Source organism: Pseudomonas sp. GW823-FHT02C05 (assembly GCF_058797595.1).
Genome location: NZ_JBXAJU010000005.1, coordinates 549,328 through 568,920, shown reverse-complemented (window position 1 = coordinate 568,920; position 19,593 = coordinate 549,328). Strand labels below are relative to the sequence as shown.

At 64.0% G+C, this 19,593-nt stretch carries 21 protein-coding genes; 10 read left to right on the top strand and 11 right to left on the bottom strand.

Features of this window, described 5'->3' with window-relative positions; genetic code table 11:
* Positions 1 to 232: 232 nt before the first annotated feature.
* The gene (locus AC1RGE_RS27735) at positions 233 to 532 is read right to left on the bottom strand and encodes a PsiF family protein (protein ID WP_011058988.1); all 300 of its coding nucleotides are present in this window, start codon (positions 530 to 532) and stop codon (positions 233 to 235) included.
* Between the two features lie 71 nt (positions 533 to 603).
* On the bottom strand, positions 604 to 1,392 hold the full coding sequence (locus AC1RGE_RS27730) for an AraC family transcriptional regulator (protein WP_011058987.1): 789 nt from the start codon (positions 1,390 to 1,392) through the stop codon (positions 604 to 606).
* Positions 1,393 to 1,488: 96 nt separating this feature from the next.
* Here AC1RGE_RS27730 and AC1RGE_RS27725 point away from each other — a divergent pair, with 96 nt between their 5' ends.
* Positions 1,489 to 2,394, top strand: coding sequence for a DMT family transporter (locus AC1RGE_RS27725; RefSeq protein ID WP_011058986.1), 906 nt, complete (start codon positions 1,489 to 1,491; stop codon positions 2,392 to 2,394).
* A gap of 2 nt (positions 2,395 to 2,396) precedes the next feature.
* On the opposite strand, the gene AC1RGE_RS27720 is transcribed toward AC1RGE_RS27725, so the two are convergent.
* The 3 genes from AC1RGE_RS27720 to AC1RGE_RS27710 form a co-directional block, all read right to left on the bottom strand.
* Entirely contained in the window at positions 2,397 to 3,287 is an 891-nt protein-coding gene (locus AC1RGE_RS27720; RefSeq protein ID WP_011058985.1) for an esterase/lipase family protein, read from the bottom strand.
* 121 nt (positions 3,288 to 3,408) lie between these two features.
* The gene (locus AC1RGE_RS27715) at positions 3,409 to 3,714 is read right to left on the bottom strand and encodes a DMT family transporter (protein WP_011058984.1); all 306 of its coding nucleotides are present in this window, start codon (positions 3,712 to 3,714) and stop codon (positions 3,409 to 3,411) included.
* Between the two features lie 12 nt (positions 3,715 to 3,726).
* Complete coding sequence (locus tag AC1RGE_RS27710; RefSeq protein ID WP_053148805.1) at positions 3,727 to 4,365, bottom strand: FMN-dependent NADH-azoreductase; 639 nt, start codon at positions 4,363 to 4,365, stop codon at positions 3,727 to 3,729.
* Positions 4,366 to 4,490: 125 nt separating this feature from the next.
* On the opposite strand from AC1RGE_RS27710, the gene AC1RGE_RS27705 reads away from it, so the two are divergent.
* Together AC1RGE_RS27705 and AC1RGE_RS27700 are read left to right on the top strand one after the other, a co-directional pair.
* Positions 4,491 to 5,414, top strand: coding sequence for a LysR substrate-binding domain-containing protein (locus AC1RGE_RS27705; RefSeq protein WP_162470465.1), 924 nt, complete (start codon positions 4,491 to 4,493; stop codon positions 5,412 to 5,414).
* A gap of 110 nt (positions 5,415 to 5,524) precedes the next feature.
* Entirely contained in the window at positions 5,525 to 6,055 is a 531-nt protein-coding gene (locus AC1RGE_RS27700) for a ferritin-like domain-containing protein (RefSeq protein ID WP_015633957.1), read from the top strand.
* Positions 6,056 to 6,121: 66 nt separating this feature from the next.
* Here AC1RGE_RS27700 and AC1RGE_RS27695 read toward each other — a convergent pair whose 3' ends face one another.
* A complete protein-coding gene (locus AC1RGE_RS27695) occupies positions 6,122 to 8,197 on the bottom strand; it encodes an AsmA family protein (RefSeq protein WP_492585376.1) in 2,076 nt (691 codons plus the stop codon).
* Positions 8,198 to 8,582: 385 nt separating this feature from the next.
* Here AC1RGE_RS27695 and AC1RGE_RS27690 point away from each other — a divergent pair, with 385 nt between their 5' ends.
* From AC1RGE_RS27690 to AC1RGE_RS27660, 7 genes are all read left to right on the top strand, one after another.
* Entirely contained in the window at positions 8,583 to 9,050 is a 468-nt protein-coding gene (locus AC1RGE_RS27690) for a hypothetical protein (protein ID WP_410919321.1), read from the top strand.
* A 168-nt stretch (positions 9,051 to 9,218) separates the two neighbouring features.
* Positions 9,219 to 9,851, top strand: coding sequence for a TetR family transcriptional regulator (locus tag AC1RGE_RS27685; protein WP_011058978.1), 633 nt, complete (start codon positions 9,219 to 9,221; stop codon positions 9,849 to 9,851).
* A 281-nt stretch (positions 9,852 to 10,132) separates the two neighbouring features.
* Positions 10,133 to 10,633, top strand: a complete 501-nt coding sequence (gene ureE / locus AC1RGE_RS27680; protein WP_015633955.1) for an urease accessory protein UreE — start codon at positions 10,133 to 10,135, stop codon at positions 10,631 to 10,633.
* Positions 10,630 to 11,304, top strand: coding sequence for an urease accessory protein UreF (locus AC1RGE_RS27675; protein ID WP_065364892.1), 675 nt, complete (start codon positions 10,630 to 10,632; stop codon positions 11,302 to 11,304). Before ureE ends, AC1RGE_RS27675 begins: the two co-directional genes overlap by 4 nt.
* A 9-nt stretch (positions 11,305 to 11,313) precedes the next feature.
* Positions 11,314 to 11,928 carry an urease accessory protein UreG gene (ureG, locus tag AC1RGE_RS27670; RefSeq protein WP_011058975.1) on the top strand — a complete coding sequence of 205 codons (615 nt, stop codon included), beginning with the start codon at positions 11,314 to 11,316 and terminating at the stop codon, positions 11,926 to 11,928.
* A 38-nt stretch (positions 11,929 to 11,966) separates the two neighbouring features.
* Positions 11,967 to 12,539, top strand: a complete 573-nt coding sequence (locus AC1RGE_RS27665; RefSeq protein ID WP_015633953.1) for a HupE/UreJ family protein — start codon at positions 11,967 to 11,969, stop codon at positions 12,537 to 12,539.
* Between the two features lie 168 nt (positions 12,540 to 12,707).
* Positions 12,708 to 13,847 carry an AGE family epimerase/isomerase gene (locus AC1RGE_RS27660; RefSeq protein WP_492585374.1) on the top strand — a complete coding sequence of 380 codons (1,140 nt, stop codon included), beginning with the start codon at positions 12,708 to 12,710 and terminating at the stop codon, positions 13,845 to 13,847.
* Between the two features lie 73 nt (positions 13,848 to 13,920).
* Here AC1RGE_RS27660 and AC1RGE_RS27655 read toward each other — a convergent pair whose 3' ends face one another.
* The 5 genes from AC1RGE_RS27655 to livM form a co-directional block, all read right to left on the bottom strand.
* Entirely contained in the window at positions 13,921 to 14,826 is a 906-nt protein-coding gene (locus tag AC1RGE_RS27655; protein WP_011058972.1) for a cation diffusion facilitator family transporter, read from the bottom strand.
* Positions 14,827 to 15,073: 247 nt separating this feature from the next.
* Positions 15,074 to 15,841 carry an SDR family oxidoreductase gene (locus AC1RGE_RS27650; protein WP_011058971.1) on the bottom strand — a complete coding sequence of 256 codons (768 nt, stop codon included), beginning with the start codon at positions 15,839 to 15,841 and terminating at the stop codon, positions 15,074 to 15,076.
* 872 nt (positions 15,842 to 16,713) lie between these two features.
* The gene (locus AC1RGE_RS27645) at positions 16,714 to 17,430 is read right to left on the bottom strand and encodes an ABC transporter ATP-binding protein (RefSeq protein WP_011058970.1); all 717 of its coding nucleotides are present in this window, start codon (positions 17,428 to 17,430) and stop codon (positions 16,714 to 16,716) included.
* Positions 17,427 to 18,299 (bottom strand): ATP-binding cassette domain-containing protein, encoded by an 873-nt coding sequence (locus AC1RGE_RS27640; RefSeq protein WP_011058969.1) that lies wholly within the window; start codon positions 18,297 to 18,299, stop codon positions 17,427 to 17,429. Before AC1RGE_RS27640 ends, AC1RGE_RS27645 begins: the two co-directional genes overlap by 4 nt.
* Positions 18,296 to 19,591: a high-affinity branched-chain amino acid ABC transporter permease LivM gene (livM, locus tag AC1RGE_RS27635; protein WP_011058968.1), complete on the bottom strand. Its 1,296-nt coding sequence runs from the start codon at positions 19,589 to 19,591 to the stop codon at positions 18,296 to 18,298. The genes AC1RGE_RS27640 and livM overlap by 4 nt, the downstream gene beginning before the upstream one ends.
* Between the last annotated feature and the right edge of the window lie 2 nt (positions 19,592 to 19,593).

Here is a 19,593-nt window from a genome sequence, read left to right as displayed (position 1 = left end):
TAGAATCACGGATTTTGGCTGGCCAAACGTCCGCGTGGTGCGTCCCGGCACCTGTTTTCGAAGGGAACAAAGTGTAAATGTAAAAAAATTTACATAACAAAAAAGCGACGAGCGGTAGCTGCCAGACCTATCTCATTGAAAGCTAATGGTTTACGTGCTGCGAAACTCTGAAAAACCGATGCAGGCCAAGGTCCTGTAGCGCGCGCGATACCTCGGCCCCATCGATTCAGGCTCATTTCTTCTTCAGGCAATCACTCATGAACGCCTTGCGCGCATCGCCCTTGAGCGCCTGGGTGGTGGCCGTGGCGTTGCAGGTCTTCATTCTTTCCTGAGGCGTGGACGGGGTAGCCGCAGCTGCCGGGGCCGCCTTGAGGCAAGTGCTCATGAAGGCTTTGCGCTCATCGCCCTTCAGGGTCTTGGCGGTGGCCTCGGCATTGCAGGTGGTCATCTTGTTCTGCTGGGCGGTGGCGGCAAAACCCTGGGAGCACAGCAGCAGGCCCACCATCAACAACGGAATACGCAACATCTTCATGGAGTTTTCTCCTTGTCACCGCGCCGACGGGCACGGCCTCCAGCGCAGTGTAGACAAAGCCTGTTACACCTTCACCTGTTCTGCAGGCCGGCCCGGCGATACTGCTCCGGCGTGCTGCCAGCCTGGCGCTGGAACATCGCGATAAACGCCGAGGCGCTGCTGTAGCCCATGTCGAAGGCGATTTCCTGGATGCTGCGCGAGCTCTCCAGGGCCTCGATGGAGGCCAGGAAACGCTGGCGCTGGCGCCATTCGCCAAAACTCATGCCCAATTCGCGCACGAACTGCCGGGCCAGGGTCCGCTCGCTGACATGGGCCAGCCCCGCCCAGTGGGCCAAAGGCTGGTTGTTGCCCGGTTCGGCCTGCAGGGCCTGGAGCACCCGCAGCAGGTCGGGGCTGCTGGCGTAGGGCAGGTAACAGGTATGCACCGGCGCCTGGCGCAACTGGTCCAGCAGCACCTGGGCCAGGCGCTGGTCGGCCTCGCCCTCGGGGATCTGCACGTCACGGGCGGCGAAGTCCTTGAGGATCGCCTTGAGGATCTCGCTGATGGCCAGGGTACTGCCCCCGGCCGGCAACTCGGCACACAGCTCCGGGGCCAGCAGTACGGCGCGGTAGTTGATCGGCTGCGCGGTGTAGAAACTGTGGGGCGTCTGTGGCGGCACCCACACCGCATATTGCGGAGGCGACATGAAACGCTGGCCGGCAATCTCCATGTGCATCACGCCGTGGGCCGAATACTCCAGGCAGCCCCAGGGGTGGCGATGCTCCAGGGCATGGCTGTGGGCGGCGAAGTCGGCATAGCGGAAGTACACCGGCGCGGGCAGCCCGTGGAAATCCAGGAGATCGATGTGTTTTTTGCTCATGCTGTCCGGATGTCGGGGCGGGTTGTCCGGTTCGCAGTATAGGCATTGATCCGGACAAGAGGATAATCAGCCTTCATCAACTGTCTGGTTGTCTCCATGCAATACGCTTATCCACTGCTGGCCATCTTTATCTGGGCCGGCAATACCGTGATCAACAAACTCGCCGTGGGCGCGATCTTTCCCGCGGAGATCGGCTTCTATCGCTGGTTGCTGGCGGGCCTGCTGTTTACCCCCTTCATGCTCAAGCCGGTGATCAAGCACTGGCCGGAGGTCCGCCCCAACCTCTGGCGCATCGCCATTCTCGGCGTGCTGGGCATGGCGGTGTACCAGAGCCTGGCCTACTTCGCCGCCAGCCTGACCTCGGCCACCAACATGGGCATCATCCTTTCGCTGATGCCGCTGATGTCCCTGGCCATGGCCATCGCGGCCCTGGGCCAGCGCCTGACTGCCGGAGCCCTGGTGGGCGCCGTGCTGTCCTTCGCCGGGGTGCTGGTGGTGGTGTCCTCCGGCAGCCTGGCCGCGCTGCTGCAACACGGGGTCAACCTGGGGGACGCGATGATGCTGGTGGCCACCCTGGCCTACGCCATCTACAGCACCCTGCTGAAGAAATGGCAGCTGCGCCTGCCGCCGCTGGTGCTGTTGTATCTGCAGGTGCTGGTGGCGGTCGTGGTGCTGCTACCGTTGTTCCTGGCTTCGCCGAAGGTAGGCCCGACTCTGCAGAACATTCCGCTGGTGCTCTATGCCTGCCTGCTGGCTTCGATGCTCGCGCCCTTGGCCTGGATGCAGGCGGTGGTGCGCCTGGGGCCAAGCCGGACCACGCTGTTTTTCAATCTGCTGCCGTTGATCACGGCGCTGATTGCGGCAGTGGTGCTGCATGAGCAGTTGGCCTGGTTCCATTTGGTGGGTGGCTTGCTGACCTTGGGCGGGGTGATTCTCTCGGAACGCTGGACCACCGTGCTGGGACCGCTCGCCGGCAAGCCGGCTTCTGCCGGGCAACGCTGAGATCAGAGTCCGGCGGCCTTGAGGCGCCGGGCATGTTCGACGAACAGGCGGATCGGCTCCGCGCCCTTGCCCACCAGCCCCAGGGACTGGTTGACGATATCGAAATGGTCCAGCGGGTAATCATCGCCAATGACCTGCCCCAGGTGCGAGCTGTAGCGCCCCACCATACCGTCGCACTGGCCGGCTTCACGGACGAAGGTGCGGGCGAACAGCCGGCAACTGCGGTTGGTGCCGTCGAACAGGTTACGCCCGCGGTTGGTCTTGCCCGGCTGCAAAATGCCGGACCAGGAGTAGTAGTGCACACCGTCGACCTGCGCCGGCCCTTGCCCGCCCCATTCCTGCGGCAACCCCTGGGGGTACTGGCGGTTGAACAGGGCCACGCCCTCGGTGGTCAGGGACTGGTGCGAAGCATGGATATCCACCGGCTGCTTCGGTCCGCGATAGCCGGTTTCCAGCAACCGCATCAGGCTTGAAATCCCCCTCAGCAGCAGGCTCAGCACTCGCCCCCGCAGGCTATGGGCGGGTGAATGCCGTTGCAGATAATCCGCCAGCTCGGAGCCATGGTTGGGCCCCGCCACCGACGTTACCGAGGCCACCCAGTCCGGGCGCCTGGCGGCGGCGTAACGCGCGGTGAGCGCGCCCTGGCTGTGGCCGATCAGGTTGACTCGGGCGGCGCCGGTCTCGGCCATGATCCGCTGGATCTGCGCCAGCAACTGCTCACCGCGCACCTCGCTGGAATTGAGCGGCGAGACCTGCACCGCGATCACCTGCGCCCCGCCCCGGCGCAAGGCCGGAATGATCCCGTACCAGTAGGGGTACAGCAGCAGGCGGACAAAGCCGAGCATGCCGGGCACCAGGACCAGGGGGTAACGGGTGGCAAGCTCTTGGGACATGCGGCGACATCCTTGTGCGAAGGCAGCGGGGGCTGGCTGAAAGCTAGACCATAACCGAGGCCGTCGTCAGCCCCCATGACGCTTTGGCGACAAACCGGTGACAGCCCGTTTCTCCCGGCAGCTACTTCAGCCCGGCCACCCCCGCCACGATCAGCCCCACCGACACCAGCTTGACCGCCGTCAGGCTTTCTCCCAGCAGCAGGCAGCCCAGCAGCACCGTGCCCAGGGAACCGATGGCGGTCCAGATCGGGTAGGCCACGCTCACCGGCAACTCGCGCATGGCCAGGGTCAGGAAATAGATCCCGCCCACCGCCGCGACCACCGTCAGCAGCGACGGCCAGGGCCGGGTAAAGCCCTCGGCGTACTTCATGCCCATGGCGAACGTGACCTCGAAGGCCGCCGCCAGCAGCAGGAACATCCAGGCCATGGCGCCGCCCCCTCAGAAACTCTGCGCCAGGGCCAGCAGGCGCTGCTGGGCTTCGCCACAGGACTGCGCGAATCGCTCGGGCGCCGACTCCTCGCCTTCCGCCGCAACCACGGTGACGTCTTCGATACCGATAAAACCCAGGGCCGTGCGCAACCAGCGGTCCGCGTGGTTCATCGCTTCATGCTCGCCCCCCGGGCCAAAGCCGCCCCCGCCGCGGCTGGTAACGATCAACACCTTCTTGCCCTGCACCAGGGGCTGGTACTGGGCCACGCCGTTGTCCTGCTGGGTGTTGAAGGTCAGCCCCAGGCGCACGATGTGATCGACCCAGGCCTTGATCCCGCTGGGCACGCTGAAGTTGTGCATTGGCGCCGAGATCACCAGGCGCTGATGGTCAAGCAACTCCGCCACCAGTTCGTCGCTCAGGGCCAGGTCGGCCTGCATCGACAGAGGCCGCGCCTCGGGCTGTGGATAAAACGCGGCGGCGATAAAAGCTTCGCTGACGTGGGGCAAGGCACCCCGGCCAACCTCGCGCCGGGTCAACTGCCCCTGGGGATTGGCCGCTTGCCAGGCCTGGAGGAAGGCGTCGGCCAGGCGCCGGCTGTGGGAACGCTCGCCCCGTGGGCTACCGTGGATCGCAAGAACTGTACTCATCTCATCTGCCTCAGAGGGGTTGCTGATGGAGGCCTTGAAACCAAGGCCGGTCCGCGCTAAAGCTAAGAGCACAGCCGCACTGCAACAAATGAACAGAATTTCTTTCAGATGAATTTATATCAGCCATGGAGCACTCGATGTTCGCCCACCTGCCCCTCACCGCCCTGCGCACTTTCGAGTCCGCCGCGCGCCTGCTGAGTTTCAAGGCCGCCGCCGAGGACCTGTCGGTGACGCCCACCGCGGTGTCGCACCAGATCCGCAGCCTGGAGCACTGGCTGGGGGTGGCGCTGTTCGAACGACTGCCGCGCCAGGTGCGCCTGACCGAGCCCGGCCAGCGCTTGTTTCACAGCTTGCACGGTGCTCTTTTGGAAGTGACCCAGAGTGTCGATACGCTGCGGCCCACGCCCAGCAATGCCCAACTGACCGTTTCCACCACCGCGGCCTTTGCCGCCCTGTGGCTGGTGCCGCGGCTGGGGCGCTTCTATGCCCGGCACCCCGGCATCAGCCTGCGCCTGGATACCCAGTGCGAGGTGGTGGACCTGCAACAGGACGCCAGCATCGACGTGGCGATCCGCTACAGCCAGGAGGGCTACCTGGACCTGCACGGCCTGTGCCTGTTCGACGAACGTTTCGCGGTCTACGGCTCGCCCCAGCAGGTGGCCCTGGCCCGCCAGCAGGCGCCGACCCTGATCAGCGTGCACTGGCGCAACTCCCGGCTGTATGCCGACGGTTGGCAGGCCTGGTGCGCCCAGGCCGGGGAAAGCTGGTTCGATGACGCGCCGCTGATCCGCTCCTACGACGAGGAACAGTACGCCCTGCAAGCGGCCATTGCCGGCCAGGGCCTGGTCCTGGCCAGCGACATCCTGGTGTCCCAGAGCGTGGCCAGCGGCCTGCTGCAGCCCTACCGACCCGAAGTCCAGGTGGACGGCGCCGGCTACAGCGCCCTGTGCGTGCCCGGCCGCGAGCGCCATCCGCCGGTGCGCGCCTTCCTTCAATGGCTGCAGCAGGAATCATTGCTGGCCGGGCACCCGCCACTGGCACGCAGTTGACCGCCGGGCACATCCGATAAAACTTTTTGCCGCCGCCGCGACTCACAACCAAGGTAGCGATCAGGCCAACAGAGCCTGGCGTAAATCGGATTAGCCTCCAGGAGATCGAGATGAGCGACATGCATTTGTCTGATGTGAACACCCTGCGCGAACGGGCCCGCCAACACGTGGAAAACGGAGCCGTGACCGAGGGCTACAACGCCGATCGCGAGGAGATACTGCGCCTGCTCAACGAGTCGCTGGCCACCGAGCTGGTCTGTGTGTTGCGCTACAAGCGCCACTACTTCATGGCCAACGGGATCAAGGCCAGCGTCGCCGCCAGCGAGTTCCTCGAACACGCCACCCAGGAAGCCGAGCACGCCGACAAACTGGCCGAGCGCATCGTCCAGCTCGGTGGCGAACCGGAGTTCAACCCCGACCTGCTGTCCAAGCACTCCCATGCCCAGTACGTGGCCGGCAACACCTTGAAGGAAATGGTCTACGAAGACCTGGTGGCGGAGCGCATCGCGGTCGACAGCTACCGCGAGATCATCCAGTACATCGGTGACAAGGACCCCACCACCCGCCGCCTGTTCGAAGAGATCCTGGCCCAGGAAGAAGAACACGCCGACGACATGGCTGACATCCTCAACGACCTGTAACGCCCTCTCCCCCAAGCCCGCCCTGCCTGCAGCGGCGGGCTTTTTTCTGGCCGCGCGCCCAGGCCCTTAATGAGTCGGTTTCACCGTCACCGGTGCCTTGCCCGAGCGCATCTGCTGCAACAGCGGCGCGCACTGGTTGGGCTCATCGCCGCTGGGCGCCACCAGCGCCAGCAGGCCCGCAGCAGGCCCGGCGATCACCCCCAGGGCCACCATGCCGGCACCGCGCAGTACCAGGGGCACGGCCTTGACCCCGGCACTGGGCTGGATGAACTTGCCCTGTACATAAAGCGGCGAGCGCAGGGAGAACAGGCGCAGGCCCTTGGATTCCGGAGTGATGGTCAGGTCCAGTTGCTCGCTGGCCATATTGGCGGTGCCATCGATGTAGATGATGGCGTTCTCGGTGTCGAAGACGAACAGCCGGGAAGACGCCAGGCCGCTCTTGATGCCGAAGTCGGCCGCCGCGCAATTGATCTTCACTTCCTTGTCGCCAAACATCTTGCCGACCACATAGTTGCCGACGTTGAGCCCGGCGATTTCCATCAGGCTGCGGCTGATGGCGCCATCGTTGATCAGCATCTTCAGGTCACCGTTGGCGCTGCCCAGCAGGGCCGCCACCGAGTTGCCGCGACCGGCGATGTCGGCATCGCCATTGAGCTCGCCAAAGCTGGTCTTCATCGGTTCGAAGGTGGGGAACAGTTGCTTGAGCTTGAAATTGCGCGCCGTCAGCCTGGCCCGACCCTCCAGCGGCGTGGTGTGGCCGTTGAGGCGGATCTGGGCGTCGAGCTTGCCGCCGGCCACGCCGAAGCGCAGGGGCTCCAGGCTGAGCTGGCCGTCGTCGAGCACCAGGTGGGTGTACAGATCGGTGAACGGCAGCTCGGCGCTGTGGACGATGCGCTTGCCGGTGAATTCCACATCGGCGTCCATGTCCCGCCAGCGCTCGGTGCGGAACTCTTCCACCGGCAGCACCTTGTCCGCCGGCTGCTTGCTCTCGCCGCCCCGGGCCTTCTGCTTGGCGTTGGAGTCGGCGCCGATCAGCGGCGCCAGGTCGCTCATCAGCAACTGGTTGGACACCAGCGCGCCACTGAGCTTGGGCCGTGGCTGGCTGGCCACGTAGGTCAGGTTGCCGTGGATGTCGCTGTCGCCGATCTTGCCGTTGAAGTCCTGGTAACTGAAGGTCGCGCCCGCCGGATCGTGCAGCTTGGCGGTCAGGTGGCCGTCGGTGGAATAGGGCGGCGAATCCGGCAGGGTCACCCCGGTCAGCGGGTAGAGGTTGCCCAGGCTGGTGCCCGCCAGCTTCAGGCGCAGGTCCAGGGCGCCGAGGTTCAGCGGGTCGGTCAGGCTGCCGCGCAGCTCCACCTTGGTGTCGCCGATCTGCGCCTGGGCCTGCAGCGGAAACGGCTTGCGGGAATCCTGCAAGGCCAGCAGGCCGCCGATCTTGCCGGTGCCGGCGAGCTTCTGCCCGTGATACTGGCCCTTGACCTTGAGGGCGAAGGCATAGGCCTGGGCCTCGGCGCCTTTCTCGGCCACCTTCTTCGCTTCACTTTCACCGACGATATCGCTGAACGGGATCGGCTTGCCGAGCAATTCCACCTGCAGGTCCAGCTGGGTCTTCAGGCTCTGGTCATCGAGGGTCACGTGGCCCTTGTCGAAACCGATGGCACCGATGTCCACCGTCCAGTTGGACGGTTCGGCGTTCGGGTCCTTGGGGTCGAACTTGAAAGTCCAGTTGGCGCGCCCGTCGGCCAAGCGCTGCAACGCGGCGTCGGGCTCGGTGAGGTCGATGCGCGGAATGCTCACCCGTTGCGCCAGCAGGGCCAGAGGCGAAATGCGCAGCTCAACCCGCTTGAGGCTGACCATCTGCGGCGCCTTGGACCAGTCCGGGTTGCCCAGGGTCAGGTCCTCGGCCACCACGTGAGGCCAGGGCACCCAGGCCCGCCAGCCACCTTCGTCAGGTTCGCGTTGCCAGACCACCGACAAATCGCCATTGATCGCGAAGGGCCGGTGCAACTCCTCGGAGACCTTGGCATTGAGCGTGGGTTTGATCCGGTTCCAATCGAAGAACGCGATCACCAGCACCAGCACCGCCAGTAGCAGGATCAGGCCAGTGATGGACCAGGCGAGAATTTTACGAGTGCGCGTCATTGCACGAGACTCCTGAAGACAACTGAGCGCCCAACCACGACGCATCGATGAACTGCCGATGGAAAAATCACCGGCCATGAAAACTACGACTGACAAAGCCCGCGCAGGTTTAATCCGGCTACCCGATCCGCTGAAAAAACCTGCTTTCCTGATCACTCGGACAGCTTTGTGTTACCTCGAGCCGCCCCTCCCTGAAGCGGCAGTGAGTCGAAAATACCCACCCTGGTGCAAAAGCAATCGGCGTTAACGCCCGAGCTAGAGCCTTCGCGGCAAACAATCAATTCCGTTGATTATTACCATTGTGTTTATGAACTTTTATATCGATTTAGCGGCGGTAACATTAGCTCCGTACCCAATTTATCGCCCTACCAAGGAGCAACCCATCATGAAACGCCAACTTTTACTGAGCCTCGCCATATCTGTTCTGGCTGCCAACGCCTTCGCCCTGCCAGCCGCTGAACAAGCCACCCCACAGGTCAAGGCCAGCCACAGCGTGTTCACCCAGACCCTGGCCGAAGGCGGTTCGGATCGCCTGATCGAACGCAACAAAGTCGCTGCAGACGGTTATGACCGTACTCCACAAGGCCAGAGCGTTGCCGAAGACGGCTATGATCGCACCCCTCAAGGCCAGAACGTTGCCGAAGATGGCTACGACCGTACACCTCAAGGCCAGAACGTCGCCGAAGATGGCTACGACCGCACCCCACAAGGTCAAAACGTAGCTGAAGGCGGCCGTGATCGCCTGGAAGAGAAAGGCCTGGTGGAAGATGGCTACAGCCGTACACCTCAAGGTCAGACCGTTGCCGAAGGCGGTGCTGATCGCCTGGCCGAACGTCATCAAGCTGCGAGCTAAGGCCATGCTGGCCCTGGAAAAAAGCCCGATCCCTGGATCGGGCTTTGACTTTCATAGCAGCTGCATTTTTCCCCCTGCCTCTCCCTCCTGTCTCTGACAGCAGTTCGACTCCGGCAAAGTTGATTTGCTAGAGTGCGCCGCTCCCATTGAGCAAAGAACGCCCCGCCGATGCTGCCCCGCGCCGAACAGAAGCAACAGACCCGCAACGCCCTGATGGATGCCGCCCGGCACCTGATGGAGTGTGGCCGTGGGTTTGGCAGCCTGAGCCTGCGGGAAGTGGCGAAAGCCGCGGGTATCGTGCCCACCGGTTTCTACCGGCACTTCAGCGACATGGACCAACTGGGCCTGGAACTGGTCAGCGAAGTCGGCCAGACCTTTCGCGAAACCATCCGCCTGGTGCGCCACAATGAATTCGTCATGGGCGGCATCATCGATGCCTCGGTACGCATCTTCCTCGATGTGGTGGAAGCCAAGCGCTCGCAGTTCCTGTTTCTGGCCCGAGAGCAGTACGGCGGCTCGCTGCCGGTTCGCCAGGCCATCGCCACCTTGCGCGAGAACATCAGTTCGGACCTCGCCGCCGACCTCACCCTGATGCCCAAGCTCCAGCACCTGGACGCCGCCGATCTCAGCGTCATGGCCGACCTGATCGTCAAAAGCGTGTTCGCCACCCTGCCCGACATCATCGATCCCCCGGCCCAGGCCCTGCCCGAACACCTCACGCCCCAGGCCAAGATCACCCAGCAACTGCGCTTCATCTTCATCGGCCTCAAGCACTGGCAAGGCCTGGGCAGCACCGAGTAACTCGCCCGCACCACTGCCCCCTTCACACTATGCGCCCCGCTCTGGGCTGCGCGTTTGCGCCTGCCTGCCCGCCGGGCACCGGATTGCAGCAAAAACATTTCCCGCGCACCAACTCAGTGCTATAAATCAGCTCAGCGCATCAATTTGTAACAAGATGAAACAAGGTTTTGCCCCTTTTTCAGGCGCAGTTCCGGCATCGAGAAAGGGTTTTCCCTCTCCACCGAGTGATTGGCAAGGCCCTTGCTCTGGCTTGTGCATCGCTCATAGCTGGAAGCTTTCCGATGCTGGTGATCCACCGCAGAACCGCCCCCCAAGCCACCTGGTCCGCCGAACTGCACCTGACTTACGAGGCCCGCAGCAAAAGCCGCCTGCGCTGTTTCAGTGCCGCCGGTGAAGACGTCGGCCTGTTTCTGGAGCGGGGCCAGCCACCGCTGCACGATGGTGAGTTCCTGGAGGCCGAGGACGGGCGCATCGTCAAGGTCTGCGCCCGCCCGGAAGCCCTGCTGCACGTCACCTGCCGCAACGCCTTCGAACTGACCCGAGCCGCCTATCACCTGGGCAACCGCCACGTGGCCCTGCAGGTGGGTGACGGCTGGCTGCGCCTGCTGGACGACTATGTGCTCAAGGCCATGCTCGAACAGCTGGGGGCCAGCACCGCGCCCCTTGAGGCACCGTTCCAGCCCGAGCATGGCGCCTATGGCGGCGGCCACCATCATTCGCGCCACGGCGATGAAGACTTCAACTATCCGCCGCGCCTGCACCAGTTCGGCGTCCGCCCATGAACCCGGCCTGGGCCCTGCTGCGCCTGGCCAGCCCGCAGTTGCCGATTGGCGGCTACAGCTATTCCCAGGGCCTGGAAATGGCCGTGGAGCAGCAGCGGGTAAATGATCAGGCCAGCGCCCGCCGCTGGATCAGCGATCAACTGCTGCTGAACCTGGCACGCTTCGAAGCACCGCTGCTGCTCGCCCACTGTCAGGCCGCAGCCGACCAGGACTGGGCCCGCTTGCAGCAGTTGTGCGAGGAACATCGGGCCAGCCGCGAAACCCGCGAGCTTTACCAGGAAAGCCGGCAGATGGGTTATTCCCTCAAGCAACTGCTGGAGGGTTTGCCGGAACTGGACAGCGATGCCAGGGAACTGCTGACGCACCAGGACGAACCACACCTGGCCCTGGGCTGGGCCCTGGCGGCACGGGCCTGGGGCATCAGCCCGGCGGACGCCCTGGCCGCCTGGCTGTGGAGCTGGCTGGAAAACCAGCTGGCGGTGCTGATGAAGACCCTGCCCCTGGGCCAGCAGGCCGCCCAGCGCCTGACCAGCGAGCTGCTGCCACTGTTGCAGCAAGCCCAGCACCACGCCGCGAACCTTGACCCCAACCATCATGGCAGCGCCGCTTTCGGCCTGTCCCTGGCGAGCATGGCCCACGAGCGCCAGTACAGCCGCCTGTTCCGTTCCTAGGAGAAACTCATGAACGCACAACCTCTGCGCGTCGGCATCGGCGGCCCGGTGGGCTCCGGTAAAACCGCCCTGACCCTGGCCTTGTGCCTGGCCCTGCGCGAGCGCTACAACCTGGCGGTGGTGACCAACGATATCTACACCCGCGAAGACGCCGACTTCCTGGTACGCAATGAGGCCCTGGCGCCGGAACGGATCATCGGCGTGGAAACCGGCGGCTGCCCGCACACCGCGATCCGCGAAGACGCCTCGATCAATCTGGAAGCGGTGGACCAGTTGAACCGGCGCTTTCCCGGGCTCGACCTGATCCTGGTGGAGTCCGGCGGCGACAACCTCTCGGCCACCTTCAGCCCCGAACTCTCCGATCTGACCATCTATGTGATCGACGTTTCCGCCGGTGACAAGCTGCCGCGCAAGGGCGGTCCGGGCATCTGCAAATCCGACCTGCTGGTGATCAACAAGATCGACCTGGCGCCGCTGGTGGGGGCCTCCCTGGAGATGATGAACAGCGATACCCAGCGCATGCGCGGCGGCAAGCCGTTCGTCTTCAGCAACCAGAAAACCGGCCAGGGCCTGGCGGACATCATCGCCTTCATCGAACGCCAGGGCCTGCTCACCGCTGCCTGATCCCCGAACCCAATCCGCTCAACAAGGAAAGCCACTCCATGACCCTAAAACGCATCCTCGGGGCCCTGGCCCTGCTGCTGACCCCGGCCCTGGCCTTCGCCCACCCGGGCCATGGCGACAACGGCCTGATGGCCGGTATCAGCCACCCCATCAGCGGCCTCGACCACCTGCTGGCCATGCTCGCTGTCGGCCTGTGGGCCGCCCAGCAGCAAGGCGCCGCGCGCTGGGCGCTGCCTTGCACCTTCGTCGGCACCATGCTGATCGGTGGTGTGCTGGGCTTCGAGGGCCTGGAGTTGCCGGCCCTGGAAAGCGGCATCGCCGCCTCGGTATTGGCCCTGGGCCTGGCCGTGGCCCTGGCCGTGCGCCCGCCCCTGAGCCTGGCGATTGCCGCCACCGCGCTGTTTGCCCTGTTCCATGGCGTGGCCCACGGCCTGGAACTGCCGGACATGTCCAGCCCTTGGGCCTATGCCGCCGGTTTTGTGGCGGCCACTGCGGCCCTGCATGCCGCCGGCTATGCCGTGGTACGGGTACTGCCTCAGGCGGCAGCGCCGCTGGTGCGCCTGGCCGGTGCGGCCTCGGCCGCTACGGGCGTCTGGTTGCTGGCAGGCTGATCCCTGCTTCATCTGCAGGAGCCGGCGTGCCGGCGAAGGCGATCTTGCGGGCCGCCTTCGCTGGCAAGCCAGCTCCTGCCAGCAGGTCGTGCTCGGCGGGCAAGCCGCCTTGTGGGGCTTCTCTGGTAACATGTCGCGCATTCAAAACTGCCGTGACGACGCCAGCCAATGCCCGATGTATCCCGCTCCGCCACCTCGCCTGAATCGAGCGCTCTGTTCAACGCCATGCAGCAGCATTTCCACAAGGTGATAGTGCCGCTGTGGCAAGGCCCGGGCTGGAATCCGCAGTTGGCGCTGCCCTATGAGGCGCTGGACGCCGAGCATCGGCCGCTGCCGCCGCAGCGCTATCGAGCCATGGCCTGTGCCCGACAGTTGTATCTGTTTTCCCAATTGATCGGCGATGCCGCCGCGCCCTTTGCCCAGGAGCGTGCCGCCGCGCTGTTTCGCTCGCTGCAGCGGCACTTCCACGACGCCGAGCACGGTGGCTGGTTCTACAGCATCGACCCCGAAGGCGCGCCGCTGGATCGCCGCAAGGACCTCTATACCCACTCCTTTATCCTCTTCGCCTGCGCTCATTACTGGGCCAAGGTCCGCGAGCCGCTGGTGGAGTCGGTGCTCAACGCCGCCCTGGAAGTGGTAGCCCAGCGCTTCGCCCGCGGCGACGGGCTCTACGAAGCCAGCCTCGCCGAGGACTGGTGCATATTGGGTTCGGGGCCCCTGCAGAATCCACTGATGCACCTGGCCGAAGCCTTTCTCGCGATCCTGGCCGTACGCGAGGACGCTGCGGTGCAAGCCGCGTTGCTGGACCTGTGCCAGGCCATGCAGCAGCAGTTCATCGACCCCCAGCACGGGGTGATGATGGAGAAGCCCCTGGGAGCTGTGGATAACTGGTTCGAGCCGGGGCACCAGTTCGAGTGGTACTTCCTGCTGGCCTCATCACAGTTACTGCGCGGCAGAGCCCTGCACGCTTGCGTGGAACGAGCCTTCGCCTTTACCGAGCAACTGGGTGTCGAGCCCGAGAGCGGCGCCGTGTGCGCCATGCTCGAACTGCCGCCCCGAGCCGGCGTCAAGGACGCCACCCAGCGCATCTGGGCCCAGGCCGAGTACCTGCGCGCCCTGACCTTGCGTGCGGACAGCCAGGCGCCCTTGCTGCGTCAGCTAAAGGCGCTGCAAGCGCATTTCCTGCATGCCGGGGGCTGGAATGAATGCCTGGATACCAGCGGCGCGGTCAGCCGGCGGGATATGCCGTCGACCACGCCTTATCACCTGGCGACCTGTTATCGCGGGCTGGCGGAATATTTTGCCTGAAGCCCTTCGCCTGCAAGCCGGCTCCTACGCGGTGTTGTAGGAGCCGGCTTGCCGGCGAAACAGGCGCCGCCCATCAAGCGATCCACTTGCGATCCCCGGTAAAGCTGATGGTCAGCCAGCGCGCTGCGTCGGCCTCTCCCAACTGGCTGGAAATCTCCTCGCGCAAGCGATCCAGAGTCGCTACATCCTGCAGCGGATAGTGCGCCGGCAAGACGATATGGATCTCGATGAACCGCGCCCGACCGTGCTTCTGCACGTAGCTGATGTAGTCGTCGAAACCATGGGCGGCCTTGGCCTGCTCCATCACGTTGCGGACCTTTTCGTCCAACTGGTCCGGGGCGATCCCCAGCACATCACGCAGGGCCGGGCGCAAGATCTTCAGCGCCGGCGGCAACATGCTCAGGGCCAGCAGGATCAGGATCGCCGGGTCGACATACACCGCCCACTGGCCGTGCCCGTACTGCTTGAGCAGCAAGGCGATGATGAAGCTCACCAGCAGCCCCACCGAGAGCATCGCGTCTACCAGCCAGCTGATGTTGTCGAACTGGATCAGCGACGACTTGAGCTTGCGGTTACGCCGGCGCACGTAGAAGAAGTAGGCGAACTCCGCCACGGCGAAAAACGCCGCATAGAAAATCACCAGCCCCAGCTCGACCTCGCGGCCACCGTTGATGATGCCGAACACCCCATTGAGGAAGGCGTAGATGGCGATGAGCATCAGGAAGCTGCCTTCGATCAGCAGCACCATGGGTTCCAGGTGCCAGAAGCCGAACTGGAAACGGTGGTTGCTTTCCTTGGCGATCAGCTTGGCGGTGATCAGCATCAGGACCTTGATGAAGGTGGCGATCAGCGAAAAAAATCCATCGAACAGGATGGATTGGGCGCCAGAAACAAAACCCGTGACGATACCGGCGATCGCCACGGCGAACATCAGTACGGTCGATTGTTTGAGCAGAGCCTGCTCACCTCGGTTACTCACAATTCCTCCTATCGAACTTCAAAAACGCCGCCTCGTGTGAGGCAGCGGCGAAATTTCTGGCGGGAATTCTAACCTGTCAGGGCTGACCACAAGCTGAAACGAATCAGCTTATGTGTATCCGAGTACAACTGTAGCCGCTGCCGAGCGATGGCGAGGCTGCGACCGCCTCCGCAGGAGGCGCAAGATCTTGCGGGCGCCGGAGGGCCCTGCGGCCCTGTCGCAGCCTGCGGCAGCGGCTACAGGAGGCTCATGACTTGGCGTTGCGTTCGATGGCGAAACCGGCCCAGGTCTGGCTCACAGGCATCAGCTCCAGGCTGTTGATGTTGACGTGTGCCGGGGTATTGAGCACCCAGAAAATGGTGTCGGCGATGTCCTCGGGCTGGATCGGCTCGGCCCCGGCGTAGGTGGCGTCGTAGCGTGCCTGGTCACCGGCGAAGCGCACCAGGGAGAACTCGCTTTCGCACAGCCCCGGCTCGATGTTGGTGACGCGCACGCCGGTGCCCTGCAGGTCGCAGCGCAGGTTCAGGGAGAACTGCTTGACGAAGGCCTTGCTCGCGCCATAGACGTGGCTGCCCGGGTACGGGTAGTTGCCGGCGATGGAGCCCAGGTTGACGATGCCTGCGCCGCGACCGTGGGCGATCAACCGTGGCAGCAGCAGGCGGGTGCTGTACATCAGGCCCTTGATGTTGGTGTCGACCATGGTGTCCCAGTCATCCAGGTCGCACTTGGGCGCCGGGTCCACGCCCAGGGCCAGGCCGGCGTTGTTGATCAGCCCGCGCAGCTTGCTGAACGAGGGCGGCAACTGGGCGATGGCCTCTTCCATAGCCTTGCGGTCGCGCACATCGAGCACCAGGCCGTGCACCTCGGTCTGTTTGGACAGCTCCGCGCACAGCGCGTTGAGGCGCTCCTCGCGGCGGCCGGTCAGTACCAGGGACCAGCCGGCTGCGGCAAAGCGCCGGGCGCAGGCTTCGCCAAAACCGGAAGTCGCGCCCGTAATGAACAGTGTGGAAGTCATGGTGTTCTCCTTGCTGGGTGGCGAGCCGCCGTTTCGATAAAAAACGCTTCGCAGCATGCCCGGGCCGGCTCCTACCGGCAACCGCGCCGTTGGCCGTAAAGAGCCGCAAGCGGTGAGCGCGCCCGATGCTCGCTGTACAAAAAACACTCACCAGGCGCCAAGCCACGGGTTACATGGCCTGCAGCCATGTGCACGCACCTTATCCACAGGCCGGTCCACAGTCTTTGGGGGCAAGTGCAAAGGGCTGAAAGCCGCTATCCACAGGGCCTGCGCGGGTCCAGCAGAAGTTTTTTGCTTGACCCGGACCGCGGGTCCATGCAGCCGGCCCGGGCAAAGATGACCGCACGGTCAAGGTTGACAAGGCCAGAGGCCAGTAACTACGCCGCTCAGAGCCGTCTTTCCAGAGTTTAATCACAGACTTATCCACAGGCTTATCCCAACCCTTTTCCAGGTACAGCTGCGACAATAAAAAGGTTGACAAGCGCACCTTCAGCTCCCACAAAAAGCACCGATCAAAAAACAACCAATCGCCTGCAAGCCACGTGGTTAAAGGCCTGCAGCCAGCTACACCCACGTTACCCACAGCCCGCTCCACAGCAAACGGGGACAAGTCAAAACAGTGGAAAAACAACTGTTTGCAGCGTCTTTATGCCGCGTTAAAGCAGCTTGCCAGGAATGTTTTCCACAATTACCGGACACAGGCTTGGTGCAGGCGCAAAGCGCCAGTCGGCACTCGGTGAAATCAGAAGGGCGGTCAGGCGGTCCCCTTCGCTGGCAAGCCAGCGCCTACAGGGGAGGACGGGATGGGGTGGGCATAACAATGCCCCGGCGGCGCGGGCCGGCGGGGCATGCTTTATCCACAGAGCGGACGGTCAGTGGCCGCCCAGGTAGGCGTTGCGCACCTCCTCGTTGACCAGCAGTTCCTTGCCGGTGCCGCTCAGGCGGATCTCGCCGTTGACCATCACGTAGGCGCGGTCCGAGAGCTTCAGCGCGTGGTTGGCGTTCTGCTCCACCAGGAAGATGGTCATGCCGGTGGCCGCCAACTCCCTCAAGGTGGCGAAGATCTGCTTCACCACGATCGGCGCCAGGCCCAGGCTCGGCTCATCCAGCAGCAGCAACTTGGGCCGGCTCATCAATGCCCGGGCAATGGCCAGCATCTGCTGCTCGCCGCCAGACATGGTCATGGCCCGCTGGGTACGCCGTTCCTTGAGGCGGGGAAACAGCTCGAACATGCGCTGCATGTCCTCATTGGCGTACTTGTCGCCAATCGGGATGGTGCCCATCAGCAGGTTTTCCTCCACGGTCATGTCGGGGAACACCCGACGCCCTTCCGGGGACTGGGCGATGCCGTTGGAGGCGATGTAGTGGGACGACTTGTGGGTGATGTCCACACCGCGATAGAGAATCTGCCCGGACTCCGCCCGGGGCTGGCCGAAGATCGACATCAGCAGGGTCGACTTGCCGGCGCCGTTGGAGCCGATCAGGCTCACGGTTTCCCCTTCGTTGATGTGCAGCGAGACTTTCTTCAGGGCCTGGATCGGGCCGTAGTACACGTCCAGGTCCTTGAGTTCGAGGATAGGTTGAGTCATGCCAGTTCCTCTTCGTCGGCACCCAGGTAGGCGGCAATCACTTTCGGATCATTGCGGATCGCCTCCGGGCCGCCCTCGGCGATCACGTTGCCGTGGTCGAGCACCACGATGTGGTCGGAAATACTCATCACCATGCCCATGTCGTGTTCGATCAGCACCACGGTCAGGTCGTGCTCGTCGCGCAGCAGCCGGATCATTGCGCTCAGCGCTTCGGTTTCCTGGGGGTTGAGGCCGGCGGCGGGCTCGTCGAGGCAGATGATCTGCGGCCGGGTACACATGGCCCGGGCGATCTCCAGGCGCCGTTGCTGGCCGTAGGACAGCTCGCCGGCCAGGCGGTTGGCGCAGTCCACCAGGTCCACCACCTCCAGCCAGTAGAAGGCATGGTCCAGGGCGGCGCTTTCCGCCTTGCGGTAGCCCTTGGTGTTGAGGATGCCCGCCAGCAGGTTGCGGTTGACCCACATGTGCTGGGCCACCAGCAGGTTTTCCACCACGGACATTTCCTTGAACAGGCGAATGTTCTGGAAGGTCCGCGCCAGCCCGGCGCGGTTCACCAGGTGGGTGCCGCCGAACATCTTGTAGTACAGGCGGCTGGCGAAGCTTTTCGGCGAGACGAAGTCGGTGGCGCGAAAGGGCTCGCCCAGGAGCTTGATGACGTTGGTCTGCCGGCCCCGGGTATTGAGCTCGATGCGCCCGCCGGAGGCCTTGTAGAAGCCGGTCAGGCAGTTGAACACCGTGGTCTTGCCGGCGCCGTTGGGGCCGATCAGGGCGAAGATCGAGTTGCGCTTGACCTTCAGGCTGACGTCGCTGAGGGCCTTGATGCCACCGAAGTGCATCATCAGGTTTTCGACCGAAAGAATGTATTCGCTCATGGCGCGTTCCCCTCAGTCAGAGCACCTTTGCGTGGAGTGACGCCAGTACGGCTGATGCGGATCAGCCCTCGCGGTCGCCAGATCATCATCAACACCATGAGAATGCCGAACAGCAGCACCCGGTACTCGGAGAAGCTGCGCAGCAACTCCGGCGCCACAGTCAGCACGAAGGCCGCGATCACCACACCCACCGTCGAGCCCATGCCCCCCAGCACCACGATGGCCAGGATCAGCGCCGATTCGAAGAAGGTGAACGACGACGGGTTGACGAAGCCCTGGTAGCTGGCGAAGAACACCCCGGCCAGGCCGGCGGTGGAAGCACCGATGGTGAAGGCCGAGAGTTTGACCAGCACATGGTTCAGGCCCATGGCGCGGCAGGCGATCTCGTCTTCACGCAGGGCTTCCCAGGCCCGCCCCACGGGCATGCGGGTCAGCCGGTGCTTGATGTAGAGCACCAGCAGCACCACCAGGAACAGCACGATGTAGATGAACAGGAATTTCAGGTTGGGGTTGTATTCCAGGCCGAAGAACTCATGAAACGGCACCCCGCCGTCCTTGGCCTTGCGGCCGAACTCCAGGCCCAGGAAAGTCGGCGACGGTACCGGCATGCCGTTGGGGCCACCGGTGAAGGACAGCCAGTTATTGAGCACCAGGCGGATGATCTCGCCGAAGCCCAGGGTCACGATGGCCAGGTAGTCGCCGTGCATCCTCAGCACCGGGAAGCCCAATATGCACCCCGCCAGGGCCGCGGCAATCGCCGCCAGGGGCAGCACGGTCCAGAAGCCCAGGCCCAGGTACTGGTAACCCAGGGCCAGGCCGTAGGCGCCGATGGCGTAGAACGCCACGTAGCCCAGGTCCAGCAGGCCCGCCAGCCCCACCACGATGTTCAGCCCCAGGCCCAGCAGTACGTAGATCAACCCGAGAATGACCACGGTCAGCAGGTACTTGTTGGCGAAGAACGGAAACACGATGGCGATCACGATCAGGGCCGGGATGATCCAGCGCAGCCGCGACTTGTAGTCCGGCGCCAGCACATGCACGCCGGAGCCGGTGCTTTCAAAGCCCTGGAGAATCTTCAGGCCCTTGGGGGTTTGCAGGAACAGGCTCAGGGCCAGCCGGCCGGCCATGACAATGGCTACCAGCCAGGCCACGCGAGTCGGCTGCAGGTTGAAACTGTAGCCATCGAGCACCACACCCACGATGGGGCCAAACACGATCAGCGAGATCAGCCCGGCCAGCACGGCGTCGATGACGCTCTTTTTGATATCAATCGGTTTATTGGCAGCAGACATAC